Genomic DNA, 19,551 nt, shown 5'->3' on the forward strand with positions numbered 1-19,551 from the left:
ATAGACTCCCTTAAGTAATATCAGGCGCTAGATTTTGTATCCGCCTGTTTTATCAGCAACTGTAATGCTTCGCTTACCATCATCATTGCTACCACTGATGTCACTACCACTGCTGAGCCATAACCACCGCAATGTAATCCCCCCGTTTGACAGCTCTTATCTACCCGAGGCGGCTCTGTAGAATAAACGCATTTGATGCCGAACTTCTCTTTTAACGCACTGTTGATCCCTTTTTCATGACGCAACTTGTTTCTTAATTTTGCAAGTAATGGGTCTTGGTAGCTCTCCCGTAAATCACTTACTCTGATCTGACTGGGATCAGTCTTACCACCTGCCCCGCCAGCACAAACCAGCTTTAGTTTATTAAAGCGACAATGCAGCGCGATGGCCAGCTTAGCATTCATGTCATCCACACAATCTAATATAACAATAGGCTTGCCTTGAGCGGCGGCGTCTTTTGCTTCTTGACGGCTGGGCAACAGTGTCTCGACATTGTCTACTGTCAAAAAATCATCTACCAAATTCAGCGTGATTTTGGGGTTAATCTCACGCATACGCATCCCCATAGCTGCGATCTTACTTTGACCAAAGGTACTGTCGAGCGCTGGCAGTTGTCGATTGACATTAGAGGCGACCAATACATCCAAATCAATCAAAGTGATCGTCCCAACTGCGGTTCGAGCCAGCGCTTCTGCTGCCCAAGTACCAACACCCCCTACGCCAATGACATAAACGTGCGCTGCGGCAAACGTATCAACTGCTGACGTGCCATAGAGCGTTTTTGTGCCCTGAAACCGACGTTCATATTGTTCATTACTATCTTCATTGGTCTCAACGTTTTCTGGCGCCAAAGAAGGTTCGATAGCAACGGGTACTGTCATTGATTGCTCAAATTGTCGTGTTTCACTCATAACCAATTATATGCTCTTTTATTTTGAATAATATTAGTTGCGCTTACTTGAGTCACTCGTAACCCTATCTGTTATTCTGGATAAGTCCATGACGTTTGTAAAGCGGCGCAACTGTTATGCCACAATTGCTCAGCAAGGACAGCTGGCGGTACACCAAGTAACTCACTGAGACTCAGTAATACCCACGGTAGATTGGCTGGTACATTTCTATCGTGGATAGGGGCGTCATCATACTTGTAATCTGAGTCTTGACCAAGTACTGATAGATCATCCTCTTTTGTCTGACACATAATGGGCGTCATATCTGGACAGTCCGTCTCTATCACCAAGCACTCAATGCCATATTCTTTGACCGCTGCTTGAATGGCTAGGCGCAGTTTTTTGGCATTGGGGTTGGTCACTTGCCCTGTAATGCCAAGCTTAAAACCGAGTTTCACGAATGCCTTTGCTTCTTGCACACCACCACTAAAACTGTGCGCAATGCCGCCAAGCTTATGGGCGTCATACTCATGTGCTTTTAATATGGCTAGCACTTCTGCATGTGCCTTGCGAATGTGTAGCATGACTGGCAGTTGATGCGCCACAGCCATGTCCAGCTGCGCCTTAAAAAATCGCTCTTGCTTAGCAACCACGTTTGGCGCTTTCATAGCTGCTGTGAAGGTATCCAAACCGATCTCACCAATGGCAAGTGGGCGCTGCTCAGCCAACTTATTTGCCATGTCCCTGAGGTGATTATCAGTATGCTTTTCGATATAAAAAGGGTGCAAACCTAACGCAACATGAACGTTTATATGGGGCTCACTCTGACCATCAGTTTCTGTAGTAGAAGATTGTGGGAAGTGCTTAATTGATCGCTCAGTATCATACATACGTTCAAAGTGCTTGTATAAATACCCCACTAAGACCAGATGGCGCACGCCCTGATCATAAGCGTTATACACCTGCACGTCTCTATCGTTATCAAAAACTGGCGCATCAAAGTGTGTGTGAGTGTCAATCAGCGGATAGATGCTGGATAATTGCAGCTCATTCATTGTAGATATATGGTTATGGGTCATAAACAGACTCCAAAGTTATTATTTTTAGTAAATTATTTTATTTATTATAATCTTACATAAACATTCAAATTTATACTTATTTTGTCTGTGACTTTTTCTCAAAAAATAAAAAATATTATAATAAGCAAATCTTGAAACTTTCTATGAATATATAGTTGCTATTTATTCATCTTTTTCATCGTAGAAATATTGTTGTTACTGTCATGATCTATTTTATTGTTAGAGTTAGTAGCGTTTTTTGTATCACCCCGTTGGCTACTGCGTCTGGGAATTATTAATAATGCTGTTGCAACCCCGCCCAAGACACACCATTTTTTTATTTTAGTAGTATTCATTGCCAGTTTTACCCTTATGTTTCTATCGACATTTATTGTTCTTGTCTAACAGCATGCACATTTATTATTAGCAATTTAAAACACTCAGTCTAAAACAATCAATCTAAAAAACTATTCTAAAATGAGAGCCACACTCTCAATATAACGTCATTTTTAAAATAAATCGACTCTATAACTAGTATTTAGTATACGGACATACAAAAGTTACTGTGTTTATCTGTGTTATGAATACGCAAGCTAATGTACGGTATAGCATTTACTGCTTACACCGTACATTGGAGGGTCAACATAATAGAATGATGTCGCTTTATTAATGTGTTATGAAAAAAGCAAGTGCTCAAGACACTAGCGACTTAAGGGATAGGTGGTTATACCACTACTTGGAGCGTCTACCTTAGTGAAACCTTGAGGCGCCGCTTTTGGTTTTGGCGTCTGATCACGTTTAGGCACAAGCGGGTTAAGTGGCATCAACTCATAATCTGCACTGACGTTGCCGTTCCAGCCTTCCGTCCCGCTTAGTGGTAATTGCTTAATCGTACCGTTTTTATCAATGACCAACTGTAGGACGCGCATCTGATTGAATTTACGTTCCGTGACGCTAGCGACTGCACCGCCATCACGAAGAATGGTTGGCTGTAAAAATATGATCAGGTTGCTTTTTTGGGTCGTGTCATTGTCCGAGCGAAACAATCGACCAAGGACTGGCACGCTACCCAAACCCGGCACTTTTTGTTGACGCGTGGTGGTATTGTCACGCATCAAGCCGCCGAGCGCAATGGTCTGCTGATCATCGGCTAGAATCGTTGTATTGATAAGGCTCTTATTGGTAATCAAGCCACTCGCGTTGCCCGTACTGCCTGGTACTACTGACGAAACCTCTTGGGAGACTTCTAAGCGTACTGTGCCATTGTCGCCAATGTGCGGAATGACATTAAGATTGATACCAATGTCTTGACGGTCGATGGTTTGGAATGGATTGTTTGAATTGTTGCCACTGGTCGTAAAGGAACCCGTCACGAACGGCACGTTTTGACCCACTAAAATGCTGGCTTTTTCATTATCCAATGTCAAAATCGATGGCATAGACAGTAGATTGGCACTGGTAGAAGAATCCAGCGCTTGTAAGATTGCGCCATAAAACTCGGTGTTTCCTCGGCTGTCTTTGCGGCTATCGCCAATACCAATCAAAGCACCCGCTATTGAGCCTGCTGCTGCACTAATACCCGCGCCACCTGCCAAAGCAGCTGCTGCAAGCGAAGTCGCACTGGCGCCAACATTATTAAAATTGACCACACCATAGCCACTATTGGCATTACCAAGCGCCCATTGTACACCGAGCTGGGTTGCGTCATCTCCTGAGACTTCCACAATAGCCGCTTGAATCAGGACTTGCGCGCGGCGATTATCTAACTGATTAACCGCCTCTTCAATCTCAAACATCAGTTCAGGCGCCGCATTGACGATGACGGCATTTTGGGTTTCATCTGCAATGATACTAAAAGGACGACCACCCACAGTAGATCCACCCCCACCACTTGAACTTGGACTCGCCGCAATTGAATTCGCAGCACTGGTGTTAAGACCTGTTGTCTCACTAGTCAGAGCAGCGCCTGTGCTACTGGTATCATTCAATGATGCGGATTCTAACGAGGAGGCAGCGCTGGCACTATTGATAGATTGATTGGCAAGCAAGCCACGTAGCATCTCCGCAATATGACCAGCACTGGCGTATTTTAGTCGAAAGACGCGCAAACCACTCAAACGCCTTGATGGTGTCGTATCTAACTGATTGACCATCTCTTGGACCTTGGCAATCATCTCAGGACTGCCTTTAACCAATAGTCGATCACTGGACGTATCGGCAATGACCTTGAGCTGATTGCTGCTGCCGCCTTGTGCTTGCCCGCCTCCTGTCGTCATTACCAGTGAGCTGATCAAGTCCATCATGCGCTCGGCATCGACATGACGTAGTGGTATTACACGCAAACTGTCGTTAACGTTGCTGTCCAAATCACGAATCAGCTCTGTCAACTGGTTGAGACTCTCAGCGCGATCAGATAATACCAAAGCGTTGACACCCGGCACAGCAGCGGCATGGGCCGATTGTGGCATCAATGGGCGAATGACACCCAGCACTTCTGCCGCTTGCGTGTTGGTCAAATAAATCACGCGGGTAGCCAGTGTCTCACCCACACTATTACCGCGCAAATCTACAGCCACGCCGGACTGCTTGGCGACATTGTCTGGTACTAGCTTAATAGTCGTTCCTGAATTGATCGCCGCTACCCCGTTTACTTGCATCACACTCAAGAACAGCTGATAAATCTCATCACGGGACAAGGCTTTATTAGAGATCACCGTCACATTACCACTGATACGGGGATCAAGGACAAAGTTTTGATCAGTGATGGTGGCCACTTCATTAATAAAAGCTTTGATATCGGCATCTTGTAAGTTGACCTTCCAGCTCTCAGCATTAGCAAGACCTGTACCAGCAGCCCACAATGGCACTGCAAGGCAAAGAGGACGACACAGTCGCATCAAACGCTGCAAAATATGGTGCAAAGGCGTAACTGAAAAATTATGAGAACTTACCATATTGATGATTACCTACAGTGATGTCGCTTAGGATGTACTGGGTTTATGATGTTCTAAGAGTATTCGGTGAGCGCATGGCTTACCGTAACACCAGCCAAAGTCTTACTTATTTTAAATAAATTTTCTAGCCTATGTAATCTGTCTAAAATTGCTGACGAATGGTAATGACTTGCTCGCCGCGTCGCACTTCTATTTGTGCCTCGCCTGATTGCTGTACCTGTTGTAGCACACCTGCATCCTGTGCAGGATTGTTGCCGACGCTTTGACCATTTACTGTTAGCACCTGATCACCTGGTTCAAGTCCCAATCGGTTACGCAGTTTAGCTGGCATTGCTGCCGTCACCTGATAGCTCTCACCTGAGGCCATAACACCCATTCTGCTGAGGTAACTGGCTGGGTTTTCTTGTAACGCTGTGACAGCTTCTTCGATAGCGGATTGCGGACTGCTCTCACCACTAGTCTCGGTTGATTCAGGATTGGGGTTCGGGGCCGTTTGAGGAGCGCTAGGCAGCATGTTGTTGTCCGGTAAACGCTGATTGCTAACGCCATTCGCTATCATATCGCTTTGATCTAATGGCATGGCTTCTGGCATTCTAATTACTGTTTGTTTATCACGGGCATCAGCGATGATAATAGCATTCCAATCAACCGCGACAAGCGTATAGTCGCTGTCTTTTAAACGATCGCCAATGCGATAATTTTTTACTTCACCGTTGACATCTAGCATGGCTGAAGACAGGCTCTCTGGTATGGCCAATAGCACACCTTTCAAACCGATATTGGGTGGCGGCTGAACAGCGGCGACCACCGGATCAGGATCAGCAAAAATAGCGAATAAGCTACTAGAATCATTACTAGAGGTAGTGGTGTTTTGCAGAGGTGCTAATGGCAATGCAGGTGCTAATGGCGCCGCCAATAATAACCACAGTAATCGCGCCGCTGTCCAGCACAACCAAACCATGGCCAATAATAACAACCAACCTGAGAAGCGATTGAGTACATCAAGCACAGGTTTTAGACTTGTAGAGATGTTTATCATCTAACGCGTCCCCAGCCCAGCGAGCAGCGGCTGACGCACACTGACAACGGGTGTATCTTGGGGCGCTTGCCCTTTGTATTCAGGCATATTTTCTAATAAACGCTGGGTCAAACTGACATCCAACATGTTATCGCCATCGAGATACAAGTCGCCTAGACGCTTATCTTGATTATTGAGCAAATTGACATGCAAAAGATTTTTATTGTTTTTCTGTTCTGCACTGAGTTCAGCGCGCATGGCTGGCATCGTGATATAAAACACCTTACCGCCACTAGGATAGCCGACTTCGCCGCCAACCCACGTCAATTGACCATCCGCTTGGCTGAACCCAGACGAATCTTTGCTTGAGTCATTATCCGTAGTATCTGAACCAGACTGACGTTTGAGTGAAACGTTGTTGACTTGAATCGGTGTGCTGGGCAATTTCCAATCGACCACACTGGCCAAAGTCTCAGGGGCAATCTTACCGCTCATATTGGCCACTTGCCAAGAGTCGCTGCCTATTTTGACTTGGCCATTTAACCGAGTTTGTTCTGACTGGATATCAACATCTGCACCAAGCTTACCCAAAAATAAATGCCACGGTTCCCACGACCACTCTGCTGTGCCTGTAAGGGGCGTCGCTGAAGATGGCATCTGCCAAATGACTGAACCTTGCCATAGATTGCCAGACACATGCTGCACATAGGGCGTATCAGGGGCATACTTCTCCACTAGCCATGCCGCTGGCATTTGCAATACGGCAAATAATGCAAATAATATGAGCCCAACCAGCCACCATAGCTTGCGAGGGTGTTTATGAGACGATGCAGATAGTTGGGGCACAGTTGCATAACTCTTCTATGAGACAAAAACGTCATTATCATAACAAACAATGGCATACAGATGACAGAAAAAAAGCCAGTATCTTTTTACCAAAATACTGGCAATAAAGATACTGGCTTCCGTCTACTGTTATAAGTACTTATAAGCACTAGGTCTGGCTGCAATAAAGATTATTAATTATATAAAGCGTTATACGTAGACCTTACAAATAAAGTAGCGTTTGTTCTTTGCATGATTGAAAAAGGCTTATTTAGATAGCGAAATCTTCAATATCATGACCTGCATTTAATGCTTCAACCAACCAAGTAGGTTTGCGACCACGGCCTGTCCACGTTTCTTCGTTGTTATCGGTATTGCGATACTTGATACTGCGCTTTTTCTCAAGCTTTTCGCCAGCTTTCAAAATCTCTTCGATAGTTGCATTACTGTCTTCTGAAATTTGTTCAAACTGCATATAAGCATCATACAAACGCTGATGTTGTTTTTTAGCAATAAGTTGCTGGGCGTTTTCAGTGATGGCGCGTAGCTCATCTACGTTCAAACTGTCTAAGTCGATTGCGTTATTTTTGCTCATGGTAAATCCAATTGTAATATAAGAGATATAACCTCAATAGATATATTATTAACTATTAAGTACTAGTGTTATTTACTCATTTGTCATTGAATAAAATTATGAATCAATGGCACTTTCAAATGACTAAAAATCATTAGTCATAGTTTTTATAAGTACGTATAATATAAACAAAAATTTATGATAAATCAATAGTAGATTATTATTTTTTTATAAGTAGTTAGTAGACATTAAAACCGAATAAGTAAAAATTATATTTATTGATCGATTTTATGACGTATTATTTATTTTTTAATGTCAAAAAAAACATCATCTACAAACATTTATTTATAAAAATAATTTATATCTATTGATAAAAATAACGATTTAAAAATTCAAATAAAAGAAGTCTGTTGCTTTATGTACAGACTTCTAAAAATCAAATGGTCATCATTTTTTTAAATATAGATATTAAGCATTGAAATCATTATAAGGTGATACTTACTTTTATCTACACAGCGCCCATACTATTTTATAAATAGTATGCTTTTCAGTAAAAAACTTTCTCATTTTAGTCACGTTGATTACTAAGCTCAGTCATCAAGTTTTGGGCTGACTTGGCACTCAGTAAGTACGGATTAAAATCGATCGTGGTGGAATACTTTAAGTAAATAGCAGCATTTTTTTCAGTCGGTGAAGCATAGTTCATTGACCATTCAGGCCATGCTCTGTGGGTTAATTCCCGAGTTTCAATAATCTGTAAATCATGATGTCGCTGATCGCCAATCAAACTATAAAGCAGATGGTTAATTTGCGCTCTTGGACCTTCTACCGTTTGCAAAAAGTAGTCTTTATTAAATGTCAGCATGCCAGTAATACCGTTAACCGCATTATTTACTTGTGCTTGTTGCAAGATTTCGTTGAAGTCTTTAGCAGATACGTTTGGATTGGCGCGGCTAGCGTATGTCATGCTCATTAAAATATGTGCATCTGAAGTCATTGGTTTCATATTTATCTCTTATAAAAGTGTCTGGGGCTTGATAGTTTTTATAAACGCCAATTAACCAATAGAAAACCAAGATTTCTTCTTATTAGAGGCAGTAACTACTTCCCTCTCTTGAAGTTCTGATAATGTCTCAATCAACATTATAATTTGATTGGTACTCATTAGATAAGGATTGAACTGAGAGCCTGTTGAAAACTTAAGCGCCAAGCCCTTGTTTTCATCACTTGGAATTAGATACTTCATTGACCACTTATTCCAGTGACGCATCTCAACTTCACGGCATTCGATAATTTGTAATGCATAATGCCGATCGTCTTGGACCAGCTTTCTGAGCAATTCATTAATGACAGGTCTTGCTCCTTCAATACTTTGTAAAAAGTAATTATGGTTAAACACCAATGCACCAGTAATGCCATTACGCTCGTTGTTTTCTTGAGCTTGCGCAAGGATACGAGTCACTTCGCCATTGGGGTTATTATCGTTATAACGACTGATATAGGTCAGACGCACAATAATATGCTCTCCATGCAGCATTCTGTGACGATTTAATTCTGAAAGCTCAACTGATTCCATAAAACACTCCATTTAGTTTGTGAGATTGTCCAAACACGACCGTTCAGCTCTTTTTTATAACCCAGTAATTACTGCATCAATAGTATGGATATTAGTGTTGGATTTTCTTAATAAACACAGTCATTCCACGCGCCAGATCTCCATTACTGGTACTCTGTATTTCTTTTACTAACCTTAATAAATGTTGGCTATTTTCACATTGTTCTAGCATGAGCAAATACCCCCACGCCTCTACAGGAGGTGCATTTTTTTCGATAAAAGTAGCCAAATCTGATTTGATCGTTTCATAATCGTTATAGGATCTTTTGCCTTTAAAAATATTCCCTATTGAGCTTTTACCAATTTCTACTATTTTGCTCGTCTGCCTATCATTGAATGTACGATCAAACTCTTTCTCAATATTGACATCAAGAGCGGGTGGCGCTGCTTGAGGATCAATCATTTGAGAGGTCGCTTGTTGAGAAGGCACTGGTTGAGAACTAAAAGCGGCAGAAGTCGTCTTGGTCTCAGCGACAACTTCAATGTACTCAAGCTCTAACAGAAGCTCTAAAATTGGCGTTATGCCACCAAAACCAGCAAACATTTTGCTTTGGTCAAGCGTATCAAGGTAACTTCGATAATCTCGTTTACCATCAATCATAATGAGTAACGTTCTTGCTTCTCGCGGCAATATACCCTGAGTTTGTGATTTTACTTCTTCTCTACCTAAATCGCTTTTTTGAAATACATCGTCATAATTCATTTTTTGTACCTAGCAATAACAGTAAGGTGGGCACCTTCACTATGAGCTGCCGACCAAATGAATTTTTATGTTTAAGGCCAATGAACGACCAAACTCTAACTTTTTTGACCATCAAAAATGACTTTAGCGGAAATTCCAATCTTTAATATCATTTGGACTTTTGATTTGAATGGAGTATATCAACCACTTTAAATAGACGCCTAGTACTAATTGAAACCAATAGAACAGGCGGTTGATATAGGGTATGAAGGTAGTTTTTATAAAATTTAAGACAAGATGTATCGTATGACATTTATAAATCGTTATTAGATTACTTATAAAACTTACTATTTATTAATATTTTGCTTTTTCTAAATAGTTTGATAATTATTTGTGAGGAACAAGTAGCAATTAGCAGTAATCGTCGAAATAAAAACAAACAAACGTTTTATTTTTAACCAATTTTAGAATGAATTTTATATATACTGTCTTTATCTAAACTATTTATTTAATGCAATTGCATAAAAAATTTTAAAGATAATATTTTATATTACTTATCAATAGGCATTAAAAAACTCTGCCGTAGCAGAGTTTTTATGTTTTTTCACTCTCTAAAAATAACTAACCCCCGTAATTACGGGGGTTAGTTATTTTTATAATTGGTTTCAAGTATATGATTTAGAACGGGATATCGTCGTCTACGGGACCATCTGGCATGGCAGTAGGCTTTTGCTGTGTCGGTTGATTGAATTGGTTTTGCTGAGCGGGAGCGCTTTGAGAATTGCTGAAGCTGTTTTGGTTATTGCCTTGTACCATGCCTTGAGCAGCAGCGCCTCCAGCTTGATTGTAGCCACTTTGCTGATTGTTAGACTGCTGACCAAAGTTGTTTTGGCCACCTTGATTGCCATAACCGCCTTGCCCTTGGTTTTGACCACCAAAGTTACTGCTGTCTTGGCCGCCAGTTTGGCCATCTAACATTTGCATTTGCTCAGCACGAATCTCAGTGATATAACGATCTTGGCCGCTTTGATCTTGATATTTACGTGTACGCAAACTGCCTTCGATATAGACTTTGCTGCCTTTACGCAGATATTGGGCTGCAATCTCGCCCAAACGATTGAATAATGAGATACGATGCCATTCCGTCGCTTCTCTTTTTTCACCACTTTGTTTGTCTGTCCACTGCTCTGATGTCGCAACCGAGATATTGGTTACGCTACCGCCATTATTGAATTGACGTGCCTCAGGGTCTGCTCCAAGGTTACCGATGATGATAACTTTATTAACTCCGCGCATGGTGTCGTCCTTCTTCTTATGAATAATCTGATGAATCGTTATCTGATAGCAATAATGCATACTATCAACAATACGATTTTACTTTAACCAATTTTTGTTTAAATATCTAGGGGGCGCTGTGCCAAATGCGACAGCGCTTGTCGTGAATCATCTGTTAATCGTGTCTTGTCTAACTTTAAATAAGCAACCTGCTCTTTTGCCATAACCACCAATTCATCAACCCCATCTACCGCCAGTATTTGACGTGACCAGTCTTGGATATTGATGTTTTTGGGAATAGTGACTGTCGTACTCGATAAGTAGGGAGGCTGGGCAATAGGAATAATAAGAAGCAAGGCTGCGCCCATAATGACTGCCAATATGCCCCATGCCAGCAGATTGGACTGACTAAGTAATAGCCCGCCCATTGCACCGCCAACAAAAGCACCCAAAAACTGACTGGAGGAATTTAAGCCCATCGCTGTCGCTTTATTAGCAACAGGCGCACGCTTGGATATCCATGAAGGAATCGTGGCCTCCAGCAAGTTAAAACCCATAAAGTACAACAACAAACCTAAGATAATGCCCACACCGACCTGACTGCCAAGCGCAAGTAATACCAAAGAAACCGTCATTAATGCCAGCGCGCCTAAGAAGACTTGGCGCATTTTACGTTTTTTCTCAGCGATGATGATAAAAGGAATCGCGATGGCAAAGCCAATGAATAAAAGTGGCAAGTACACCATGCCTTGCTGACGCACAGATAAACCCATTACCTCACTCAGCTGATGCGGCAAAATGACAAATATCGCCGTCATGGTAAGATGCAGAGCAAAAATACCGATGTGCAAACGATTCAAATCGCCTATTTTGAGTACGGTCGCTAACTGCTCACCGATCGATTTGTTATCTAAATTGTGCTTAAGCACTCGTAGCGGTGTGGGCACCATCAATAGCAATACCATTGCCAAAACCGCAAAGCCCGCGGTCAACCAAAACAGTCCTGAGATACCGAGCGAACCTACCAGTAAGGGGCCAAAAGCAAAAGCGAGCATAATGGAGGTTGCAATAGTTAATCCCATTGTCGCCATCGCTTTGGTGCGCATCTCTTCACGCGTCACATCTGCCAATAACGCCATGAGCACCGCAGATACCGCGCCACTGCCTGCCAGCGCACGACCAATAATGACTTCATAAATGTCTGTTGCATTGGCAGCGATGATACCGCCCACGGCAAATAAGATTAAACCCAAAAAGATAATGGGTTTACGCGGGAACTTATCAGCAGCGAGGCTCATTGGTATCTGAAAGATGGCCTGCCCTAACCCATAAATACCCACTGCTAAACCAATCAAAAATGGTGTGGCATGCGCATAATCGTTACCATAAACAGAAAACACAGGCACAATCATAAACAAGCCAATCATTCGCAAGGCAAAAATACCACCGACCCCGAGGATTGCTCGCCTTTCTACGCTATTCATACTTGCCTCACTGATTGATCATTGCTGGTTTATCGCTACTACATTTTGACTATTACAAACCTATGGTCGTTTATCACAACTGCGCCTCAATTGACCATTACAGCTCTATCAAGGCATCGGCCGTAAAATCAGGCCCCCTAGTATAAGACATTCGCCATCATGTTGCCGAAACTTTTGTCTTTTTGCGACATCCTAACCCACACCTGCGCTCTCCCATAACTATACCGCACTAATTTGTTACCAAGTGCATCTGATACCACATCGTACCTTGAATAATGCGCCCATCATGACAATAAAGTAAGGCGTCTTAAATATTATTGCCCAATAAGATTTGTGACAAATGCCTCGATAAAATGACAGTATCTGACCAAATCTATAACAGACGATACCTGTAACTTAACGCTTATTTGATTTAGATTCGCTTAGTAAAATAAAAATTAAAACACGTAAATCATTATCCACGCTTTCGATAAATCACTTAACACATCTCAATTTACCTTTTTTAAATTTTAGTCATTCTTTTAAATAAAATTTTAGCAAATAGGAAACCTATAACCGATGGCACATGACCATATCGCAATACGTGGTGCTCGCACCCACAATTTAAAAAATATCGACTTAGACATTCCCCGCGACAAGTTCGTGGTGATTACTGGCCTATCTGGCTCAGGCAAATCCTCATTGGCATTCGATACCCTTTATGCTGAAGGACAACGTCGCTATGTCGAGAGCTTGTCAGCTTATGCGCGTCAGTTCCTCTCACAGATGGAAAAACCTGACGTTGATAGTATCGAAGGTCTGTCCCCGGCGATTGCCATCGAGCAAAAATCCACCAACCATAACCCGCGCTCAACGGTTGGAACAATTACTGAGATTTATGACTATCTGCGTCTGCTCTATGCGCGTATCGGTACGCCATATTGTCCTGAACACGGCGAGCCAATGGTTGCACAATCGGTCACTGAAATGGTCGATCAAGTCATGGCACTGCCTGCTGATACCAAGATAATGATTTTAGCGCCTGTGATTCGTGAGCGTAAAGGCGAGCATACCGTCTTGCTTGAGCAACTGATTGGTCAAGGCTTTGTACGTGTGCGTGTTGATGGTGATGTTTATGATACCGATGAGCTACCAACACTCGATAAAAAGAAAAAGCACACCATCGAAGTCGTGGTCGACCGCTTCAAAGTTCGTGACGACTTAGGGAACCGCGTCGCTGAAAGTTTGGAGACAGCCCTGCGTTTGGGTCAAGGAATTGTGACGTTGCATTTTATGGATGGCAATCCAAAAGGCGGTGACGACAATCAGGTCATGTCATCAAAGCACTCGTGCCCAGTCTGTGATCGCGCTGTGCCTGAGCTTGAACCGCGTATGTTCAGTTTTAACAACCCATACGGCGCGTGTCCAAGCTGTGATGGTTTGGGTAAACGTCAGTATTTCGCTGCTGAAAAGCTCATTACTCATCATGAAAAATCGCTCAATCAAGGCGCGATTAATGGTTGGGATAAGCGTCACGCCTACTATTTTGGTTTGCTCTCAACCGTATGCAACCATTTTAAGATTGACATGGATGCGCCATGGCACGATCTGCCAAAAGCACAGCAAGACATTTTGATGCACGGCTCTGGTAAAGAAAAACTGACCTTTAACTTTACTGATGAGCGTGGCCGCAAAACCAATAAGACTGTGCCGTTTGAAGGTGTATTGCCTTATTTAGAGCGCCGTTATGCCAAAACACAAAGCAATCTGGTACGTGATGAGCTGGCCAAGTATTTGGCGGATACCACCTGTAATGTCTGTGATGGCGCACGTCTTAACGAAATCTCGCGCAACGTGCGCGTCGATGATCAGACCATTGCCGAAATCGTTAAGTTGTCTATCGGTGATGCGGCTGACTATTATAAAACGCTTAAAATTAGCGGTCATAAAGGTGAAGTCGCTGAAAAAATCTTTAAAGAGATCAATGAGCGTTTAAACTTCCTTGTGAGTGTTGGTCTTGATTATTTGTCGCTTGCCCGCTCTGCCGAAACCTTGTCCGGCGGCGAAGCCCAGCGCATTCGTCTTGCCAGTCAAATTGGTGCCGGTCTCATGGGCGTCATGTATGTGCTTGATGAGCCGTCCATCGGTCTGCATCAGCGCGACAACGATCGCTTGCTAAAAACCTTAACGCGTCTGCGTGACTTGGGCAATACCGTACTCGTCGTTGAGCATGATGAAGACGCTATTCGCCAAGCGGATCATGTCATTGACATCGGTATCGGTGCTGGCGTACACGGTGGTCACGTTATCGCGCAAGGCACCATCGACGACATCATGGCAAATAAAGAATCGCTCACTGGACAATATATGTCTGGTAAGAGACAGATTGAGATTCCAACGGTTCGTCATCAAGCCAAAACCATCGATATGGACGTCAAAGGTAAGGCCAAAGCCAAAAAAGTACCGATGAATATTGAGCTAAAAGGCGCATCTGGTAATAACTTACATGATGTCGATCTGACAATACCAGTTGGTATCATGACCTGTATCACGGGCGTGTCTGGCTCAGGTAAATCGACCCTTATCAACCGTACGCTTATGCCATTGGCAGCCACGCAGTTAAATAATGCCTCAACGCTGATCGCGGACAAGCACGATAGCATCAGTGGTCTTGAGCATTTGGATAAAATGGTCGATATTGATCAAAGTCCGATTGGTCGTACGCCGCGTTCAAACCCAGCCACCTACACAGGCGTGTTTACCCCTGTCCGTGAAATGTTTGCGCAAACGCAAGAAGCGCGCGCTCGTGGTTATAAGCCTGGTCGCTTTAGCTTCAACGTCAAAGGCGGACGCTGTGAGATGTGTCAAGGCGATGGTCTCATCAAAGTTGAGATGCATTTCTTGCCAGATATGTACGTGCCGTGTGATACCTGCGAAGGTAAGCGTTATAACCGCGAAACCTTGGAGATTCACTACAAAGGCAAAAGCATTGCCGATGTGCTTGATATGACAGTAGAAGATGCCACTGAGTTCTTCTCAGCGATTCCAGCGATTTATCGTCGTCTGCAAGCGTTGATGGATGTGGGTCTTGGTTATATTCGCTTGGGTCAGTCTGCACCGACGCTATCAGGCGGTGAAGCGCAGCGTGTCAAACTGGCGCGTGAGCTTGCCAAACGTGATACGGGACAGACGCTCTATATCTTGGATGAGCCAACGACTGGCTTACATTTCCACGATATTTATAAGTTGCTGCATATCCTTCATACTTTACGTGATAAAGGCAATACCATCGTGGTCATCGAGCATAACTTGGACGTGATCAAAACGGCGGACTGGGTAATCGATCTTGGTCCTGAAGGCGGTAAAGGCGGCGGCATGATTATCGCTGAAGGTACACCTGAGGAAGTGGCAGAAGTGAAAGGCTCATATACGGGTGAGTTCTTAAAGCCAATGCTTGAGCAAGGCATGAAAGACGTAAGCTAATAAAAGTTGGTGAGAAATTGATAAAAGGCTACTCTTTAAGGAGTGGCCTTTTTTTGTGCTTTAGAATAATATCGATTATTCAACACTATATAATAAAGGAGTTTTCATGTGACTGAAGCTGAGCTGACAAATGGTATTAACAAAATTATCTACAATAATGATATAGATACTGCTATTAACAATTTAAAAGGATATATGCGACTTCGTTACGGACATCCTGTTCTGTGTGAAAACCTTGCCAACTTGTATATTGAAAAGAATGATTTTCGTCAGGCTGGAAAGTATATTTTCTATAAAGAAAATCTATCTAAACAGGATAAAGAAATACTATCCGTTTACTTTAAGTATTTTGGAAATAATAAGATAAATATTTTAAAAGACTTAATAGCTGAAGGTACAAAATCACCTGTTCGCATAGACTATGATGTTAAAGTTGAATTATTCATCATGATGAATGAGGTGAAATCTGAAAACGGTTTTCTACCCAAATTTATGTGGAATTGGTATTACCATTTTGAATCAAAATTTAAAAAAGATAAGAGTTATAGTCAACTCTCTCAATCAAAGAGAAGATAGATTTATCAATTTTAGCTCGTAGGTTAGATTGACGAAGAAAATCCAACAATTCAATATTACGCAAAATTATCTCGTCAAGTATTGCATCCCAATACCAATCTACTCATCATCATACTTATTTTTCAAAACTGCAATTGCCTTTAAAACCTGCTCGCGATTTTTGGCAGCTTTAAGCCATTTTGGCAAACGACTAGCTAATGAACTATTCACCCAAGTATCTATATTTGGATTACGTTGCCTATGTTTGGCTGATACGAAGTCTTCCAAATATTCTAAATGACGCTTGTTGAATGCCCACAAGCTCTGACCTGCACAATCGGTTTGCAACCATAAATTTGCGCCAAAATAACTATCCGTTGGATTTTCCGCGCCCCAATAGAAGGTTCTCTGCTCAGCTAATTTTGCTTGGTTGTAGCCACAACTTGGACAACTCAATCGAGCCTCATCATTGTATAAGGTAACAACGGCTTTAGATCGACATTTTGGGCAGCAAACTAGCGTAGGATCATCTTTGGTAGGCGTGCTAATAGGCAGTCTATTCTCCTCATTTTCTTGAAACCGTTGTTTATTCATGGCGTTACCGTAATGAGAAATAGATTGCAAGCATTTATGCGTGAACACAACTGCTCGGCGTCATACTTTACCCAATGTTATATGGTAAATTTAACCCTTCGCTATCAACCATGTGCCAGCCAACCCCATAAATGAGGACCCTACTCGGTTAAATTTCTGACGAGCTTTGGGGCTTTTCAGGCGTTTTTGAGCGTAACTCGCCATAAAGGCATACGTCATCATAGCAATAATGGCGCAGCTAAAAATCACCAGACACAGAATCGTAATATCTACCCCTGTCAGACTGGTTACTGGAAAAAAGCTCGGTAACAAGCTTATATAGAATAATATAACTTTTGGATTGCTAATGGACACCAAAAAGCCTGACATTACACTTTTCAATCCCTCGTTCTTACTTTTCAATGCTACATTTCCAGCGATAATCTCACTTGGCACAGTCGTCCACATTTTATAAGCCAAGTAGAATAAATAACCTGCACCTGCAAACTTAACTACAGTAAACAATGTATTGAAATTGCTTGCCAATGCACTCAATCCATAAGCTGAGAAAACCATATAAATAGTATCCCCTGCGGCAAGGCCAATGATTAAAGGCAGAGCCGCCCAAGAACCTTGTGTCATGGCTTTAGCAATAGTGGCAAATACACCAGGACCCGGCGTCATGATAAATATGAATACAGCAATGATGAAGGTAAATAGCTGGATAGTGGTGATGGTCATGACAGTCCTTTATATATCTATTAATCCTTAAGTATAATCGAATGAATAAACAAATTTCTAGTTCGGTATTATTGTTTTAGAATATTTTTAAGCTCAGAGTGCGTATAGACGTAAACTCGAAAATCGATTAGATAGAAAGCTCAATATAATGTTTTGGTATTAACTATATTCAATACTTCAAACAGTGCAAAACGAGACCAAGGCATGACGACAATAGAAGAAAAAATCAGTCAGGCTGAATATATCATTTATCAATTTAAGCTAGAAGATTTGGGGACGGCTTTCGCTATTTTGAATGAAGTTATTGCCGATAATCGAGCAACCGATCTTGAGATCGCTGATGCTTTAAATTTAAAAGGATTTATAGTTGCAGGACCCGCTCCATGTCATACTGAATATGAAGAAGATGAAACAGGACTGATTTATTTCTTGCAAGCTTTAAAATATAATCCTTACCATCTTGGTGCGCTATTAAACACTGTTAACTCATTTACCAACCATGATATGAGACAGCCCTTTACTCATGAGAATACACTTGCTTTTATTAGGGCTTATGAGATATTAAGAGATGATATCTACGATACTCTAAATAAAGAATCAAAAAATGATTTACGAAGACTTTCTGATACATACGATAAATTTAAACAAGAAGGATTGTGAAAAACCAGAGGACCCTGTTGAACATTTAGGTTAAATGACTTAAGTAGGTTTGACTAGAAATTTAATACTAAAGCATCATATTCTGAGTGATACCATGAAATCTCATCAAGAAATATTAGTACAGTGTTGGTATGACAAAACAGACATAGAGTCAATTATTCAATGGGCTGATACATTCGTTAAAAATCACGACAACATTCCTGAAGAAGTGTTTGAAATTTTTTATGCGCCCAAACATCATTTTGAAGATATTCTTTTCAGACTGACTGTAACTACGGAACCAGATTTTTTACCACAATCATTGAGTGCAGAAATCTTAGCAGCTAAATATCTGATCAACTTAATCAAAAGATATTTAAATGATGAAGTCACTCCTGTAGATATCTGTAGAGTGATTAACAATATTGAGTGTGGTTTTATGAACGCTCCAAGAAATTTACCTGATATCGTTGCATACTACCCTTGTTGGCTTGGCAATTTATACAGTAGCTGTGATTGGTGTGATGAAACGTGGATAAATAGTAGTGCGCCTCACTTAAAACAAGATTTGGAGAATCAGTTGCCTTATATTACTGAGTGGATTAACAATAATAGTCAGTAAAATTAAAAAGCCCCTTTGTTCTGAACCATTAAAAAAGCATCAGCTTAATTGCTGATGCTTTTTTTGATGCGTTAATAAGTGTTTATCATGCTTAGCTTATACTAGAATGAACCTTATTATTTGCTACACTTACCTTTTACGCCCAGCTTAAGCTCTGATATCGCTTCTTTACCTTCAGCTTCTGAAACCAATTTCAGTCCAGCTCCGCCTACAAACACACCCGGTTTAATGTACTGCTTGATAAAATAGTTTTGACCGGCTGTTGTATTTACCATCAAATCATTTGGAGAAAACTCAGACTCAGTAGAAACTTTATGCGTCATATTTCCTTGCACTTCTTGGTGAAAAAATGTTCCACGCGCCGTCTCACCAACACATTCATCATCAATCCAAACATCTTTCTTCAGAGTGCCGCCCACGACACTGTTAGAACGATAAATATATAGTCCTGCTTTATCGTTCGCAGGCGGTTGAACCTGCTTTAATACATCAGATACTTGCGCTTGTTCTGTAGGAATAGAAGCGCAACCGGCAAATAGGACTGAAGTCATGGTTAAAAAAGCGATTTTTTTTAGCATAATATT

Annotated in this window: 18 protein-coding genes; 4 read left to right on the plus strand and 14 right to left on the minus strand. The window is 41.7% G+C overall.

The window, feature by feature from the left end; translation table 11 throughout:
- Positions 1-20: 20 nt before the first annotated feature.
- From ACT3TH_RS03405 to ACT3TH_RS03455, 11 genes are all read right to left on the minus strand, one after another.
- Positions 21-911 (minus strand): tRNA threonylcarbamoyladenosine dehydratase, encoded by an 891-nt coding sequence (locus ACT3TH_RS03405; protein ID WP_444754450.1) that lies wholly within the window; start codon positions 909-911, stop codon positions 21-23.
- Positions 912-982: 71 nt separating this feature from the next.
- Positions 983-1,969: a TatD family hydrolase gene (locus ACT3TH_RS03410; RefSeq protein ID WP_444754451.1), complete on the minus strand. Its 987-nt coding sequence runs from the start codon at positions 1,967-1,969 to the stop codon at positions 983-985.
- A 680-nt stretch (positions 1,970-2,649) separates the two neighbouring features.
- Positions 2,650-4,902, minus strand: coding sequence for a type II secretion system secretin GspD (gene gspD, locus ACT3TH_RS03415; RefSeq protein WP_444754452.1), 2,253 nt, complete (start codon positions 4,900-4,902; stop codon positions 2,650-2,652).
- Positions 4,903-5,044: 142 nt separating this feature from the next.
- Positions 5,045-5,941 carry a type II secretion system protein N gene (locus ACT3TH_RS03420; RefSeq protein ID WP_444754453.1) on the minus strand — a complete coding sequence of 299 codons (897 nt, stop codon included), beginning with the start codon at positions 5,939-5,941 and terminating at the stop codon, positions 5,045-5,047.
- Positions 5,942-6,766: a type II secretion system protein N gene (gene gspN, locus ACT3TH_RS03425; protein ID WP_444754454.1), complete on the minus strand. Its 825-nt coding sequence runs from the start codon at positions 6,764-6,766 to the stop codon at positions 5,942-5,944.
- A 250-nt stretch (positions 6,767-7,016) separates the two neighbouring features.
- Positions 7,017-7,340 carry an H-NS histone family protein gene (locus ACT3TH_RS03430; RefSeq protein ID WP_444754455.1) on the minus strand — a complete coding sequence of 108 codons (324 nt, stop codon included), beginning with the start codon at positions 7,338-7,340 and terminating at the stop codon, positions 7,017-7,019.
- Positions 7,341-7,887: 547 nt separating this feature from the next.
- Entirely contained in the window at positions 7,888-8,325 is a 438-nt protein-coding gene (locus ACT3TH_RS03435; protein WP_444754456.1) for a BLUF domain-containing protein, read from the minus strand.
- 51 nt (positions 8,326-8,376) lie between these two features.
- Positions 8,377-8,895 (minus strand): BLUF domain-containing protein, encoded by a 519-nt coding sequence (locus tag ACT3TH_RS03440; protein WP_444754457.1) that lies wholly within the window; start codon positions 8,893-8,895, stop codon positions 8,377-8,379.
- A 91-nt stretch (positions 8,896-8,986) separates the two neighbouring features.
- Positions 8,987-9,637: a hypothetical protein gene (locus ACT3TH_RS03445; RefSeq protein ID WP_444754458.1), complete on the minus strand. Its 651-nt coding sequence runs from the start codon at positions 9,635-9,637 to the stop codon at positions 8,987-8,989.
- Positions 9,638-10,294: 657 nt separating this feature from the next.
- The gene (ssb, locus tag ACT3TH_RS03450; RefSeq protein ID WP_444754459.1) at positions 10,295-10,912 is read right to left on the minus strand and encodes a single-stranded DNA-binding protein; all 618 of its coding nucleotides are present in this window, start codon (positions 10,910-10,912) and stop codon (positions 10,295-10,297) included.
- A gap of 98 nt (positions 10,913-11,010) precedes the next feature.
- Positions 11,011-12,375, minus strand: coding sequence for an MFS transporter (locus ACT3TH_RS03455; protein WP_444754460.1), 1,365 nt, complete (start codon positions 12,373-12,375; stop codon positions 11,011-11,013).
- 558 nt (positions 12,376-12,933) lie between these two features.
- Between ACT3TH_RS03455 and uvrA the strand changes: the two genes are divergently transcribed.
- A complete protein-coding gene (gene uvrA / locus ACT3TH_RS03460; protein ID WP_444754461.1) occupies positions 12,934-15,837 on the plus strand; it encodes an excinuclease ABC subunit UvrA in 2,904 nt (967 codons plus the stop codon).
- A 108-nt stretch (positions 15,838-15,945) separates the two neighbouring features.
- Positions 15,946-16,413: a DUF6584 family protein gene (locus ACT3TH_RS03465; protein ID WP_444754462.1), complete on the plus strand. Its 468-nt coding sequence runs from the start codon at positions 15,946-15,948 to the stop codon at positions 16,411-16,413.
- A gap of 99 nt (positions 16,414-16,512) precedes the next feature.
- Here the strand turns inward: ACT3TH_RS03465 and ACT3TH_RS03470 are convergent, their stop codons facing one another.
- Together ACT3TH_RS03470 and ACT3TH_RS03475 are read right to left on the minus strand one after the other, a co-directional pair.
- A complete protein-coding gene (locus ACT3TH_RS03470) occupies positions 16,513-16,986 on the minus strand; it encodes a hypothetical protein (protein WP_444754463.1) in 474 nt (157 codons plus the stop codon).
- A 90-nt stretch (positions 16,987-17,076) separates the two neighbouring features.
- On the minus strand, positions 17,077-17,706 hold the full coding sequence (locus ACT3TH_RS03475; RefSeq protein WP_444754464.1) for a LysE family translocator: 630 nt from the start codon (positions 17,704-17,706) through the stop codon (positions 17,077-17,079).
- A 204-nt stretch (positions 17,707-17,910) separates the two neighbouring features.
- Here ACT3TH_RS03475 and ACT3TH_RS03480 point away from each other — a divergent pair, with 204 nt between their 5' ends.
- Together ACT3TH_RS03480 and ACT3TH_RS03485 are read left to right on the plus strand one after the other, a co-directional pair.
- Positions 17,911-18,366, plus strand: coding sequence for a hypothetical protein (locus tag ACT3TH_RS03480; protein WP_444754465.1), 456 nt, complete (start codon positions 17,911-17,913; stop codon positions 18,364-18,366).
- Between the two features lie 94 nt (positions 18,367-18,460).
- Positions 18,461-18,967, plus strand: coding sequence for a hypothetical protein (locus tag ACT3TH_RS03485; protein ID WP_444754466.1), 507 nt, complete (start codon positions 18,461-18,463; stop codon positions 18,965-18,967).
- Between the two features lie 116 nt (positions 18,968-19,083).
- Here ACT3TH_RS03485 and ACT3TH_RS03490 read toward each other — a convergent pair whose 3' ends face one another.
- On the minus strand, positions 19,084-19,545 hold the full coding sequence (locus tag ACT3TH_RS03490; protein WP_444754467.1) for a DUF2846 domain-containing protein: 462 nt from the start codon (positions 19,543-19,545) through the stop codon (positions 19,084-19,086).
- Positions 19,546-19,551 lie beyond the last annotated feature (6 nt).

This window comes from Psychrobacter sp. AOP22-C1-C5, from assembly GCF_052378885.1.
Taxonomy (GTDB): Bacteria; Pseudomonadota; Gammaproteobacteria; order Pseudomonadales; family Moraxellaceae; genus Psychrobacter.

Bases quoted from the DNA above. Each gene is read 5' to 3' on its own strand.
- ACT3TH_RS03405 (WP_444754450.1), bottom strand. From the start codon at position 911: ATGAGTGAAACACGACAATTTGAGCAATCAATGACAGTACCCGTTGCT.
- ACT3TH_RS03410 (WP_444754451.1), bottom strand. From the start codon at position 1,969: ATGACCCATAACCATATATCTACAATGAATGAGCTGCAATTATCCAGC.
- gspD (WP_444754452.1), bottom strand. From the start codon at position 4,902: ATGGTAAGTTCTCATAATTTTTCAGTTACGCCTTTGCACCATATTTTG.
- ACT3TH_RS03420 (WP_444754453.1), bottom strand. From the start codon at position 5,941: ATGATAAACATCTCTACAAGTCTAAAACCTGTGCTTGATGTACTCAAT.
- ACT3TH_RS03430 (WP_444754455.1), bottom strand. From the start codon at position 7,340: ATGAGCAAAAATAACGCAATCGACTTAGACAGTTTGAACGTAGATGAG.
- ACT3TH_RS03435 (WP_444754456.1), bottom strand. From the start codon at position 8,325: ATGAAACCAATGACTTCAGATGCACATATTTTAATGAGCATGACATAC.
- ACT3TH_RS03440 (WP_444754457.1), bottom strand. From the start codon at position 8,895: ATGGAATCAGTTGAGCTTTCAGAATTAAATCGTCACAGAATGCTGCAT.
- ACT3TH_RS03445 (WP_444754458.1), bottom strand. From the start codon at position 9,637: ATGAATTATGACGATGTATTTCAAAAAAGCGATTTAGGTAGAGAAGAA.
- ssb (WP_444754459.1), bottom strand. From the start codon at position 10,912: ATGCGCGGAGTTAATAAAGTTATCATCATCGGTAACCTTGGAGCAGAC.
- ACT3TH_RS03455 (WP_444754460.1), bottom strand. From the start codon at position 12,375: ATGAATAGCGTAGAAAGGCGAGCAATCCTCGGGGTCGGTGGTATTTTT.
- uvrA (WP_444754461.1), top strand. From the start codon at position 12,934: ATGGCACATGACCATATCGCAATACGTGGTGCTCGCACCCACAATTTA.
- ACT3TH_RS03470 (WP_444754463.1), bottom strand. From the start codon at position 16,986: ATGAATAAACAACGGTTTCAAGAAAATGAGGAGAATAGACTGCCTATT.
- ACT3TH_RS03475 (WP_444754464.1), bottom strand. From the start codon at position 17,706: ATGACCATCACCACTATCCAGCTATTTACCTTCATCATTGCTGTATTC.
- ACT3TH_RS03480 (WP_444754465.1), top strand. From the start codon at position 17,911: ATGACGACAATAGAAGAAAAAATCAGTCAGGCTGAATATATCATTTAT.
- ACT3TH_RS03485 (WP_444754466.1), top strand. From the start codon at position 18,461: ATGAAATCTCATCAAGAAATATTAGTACAGTGTTGGTATGACAAAACA.
- ACT3TH_RS03490 (WP_444754467.1), bottom strand. From the start codon at position 19,545: ATGCTAAAAAAAATCGCTTTTTTAACCATGACTTCAGTCCTATTTGCC.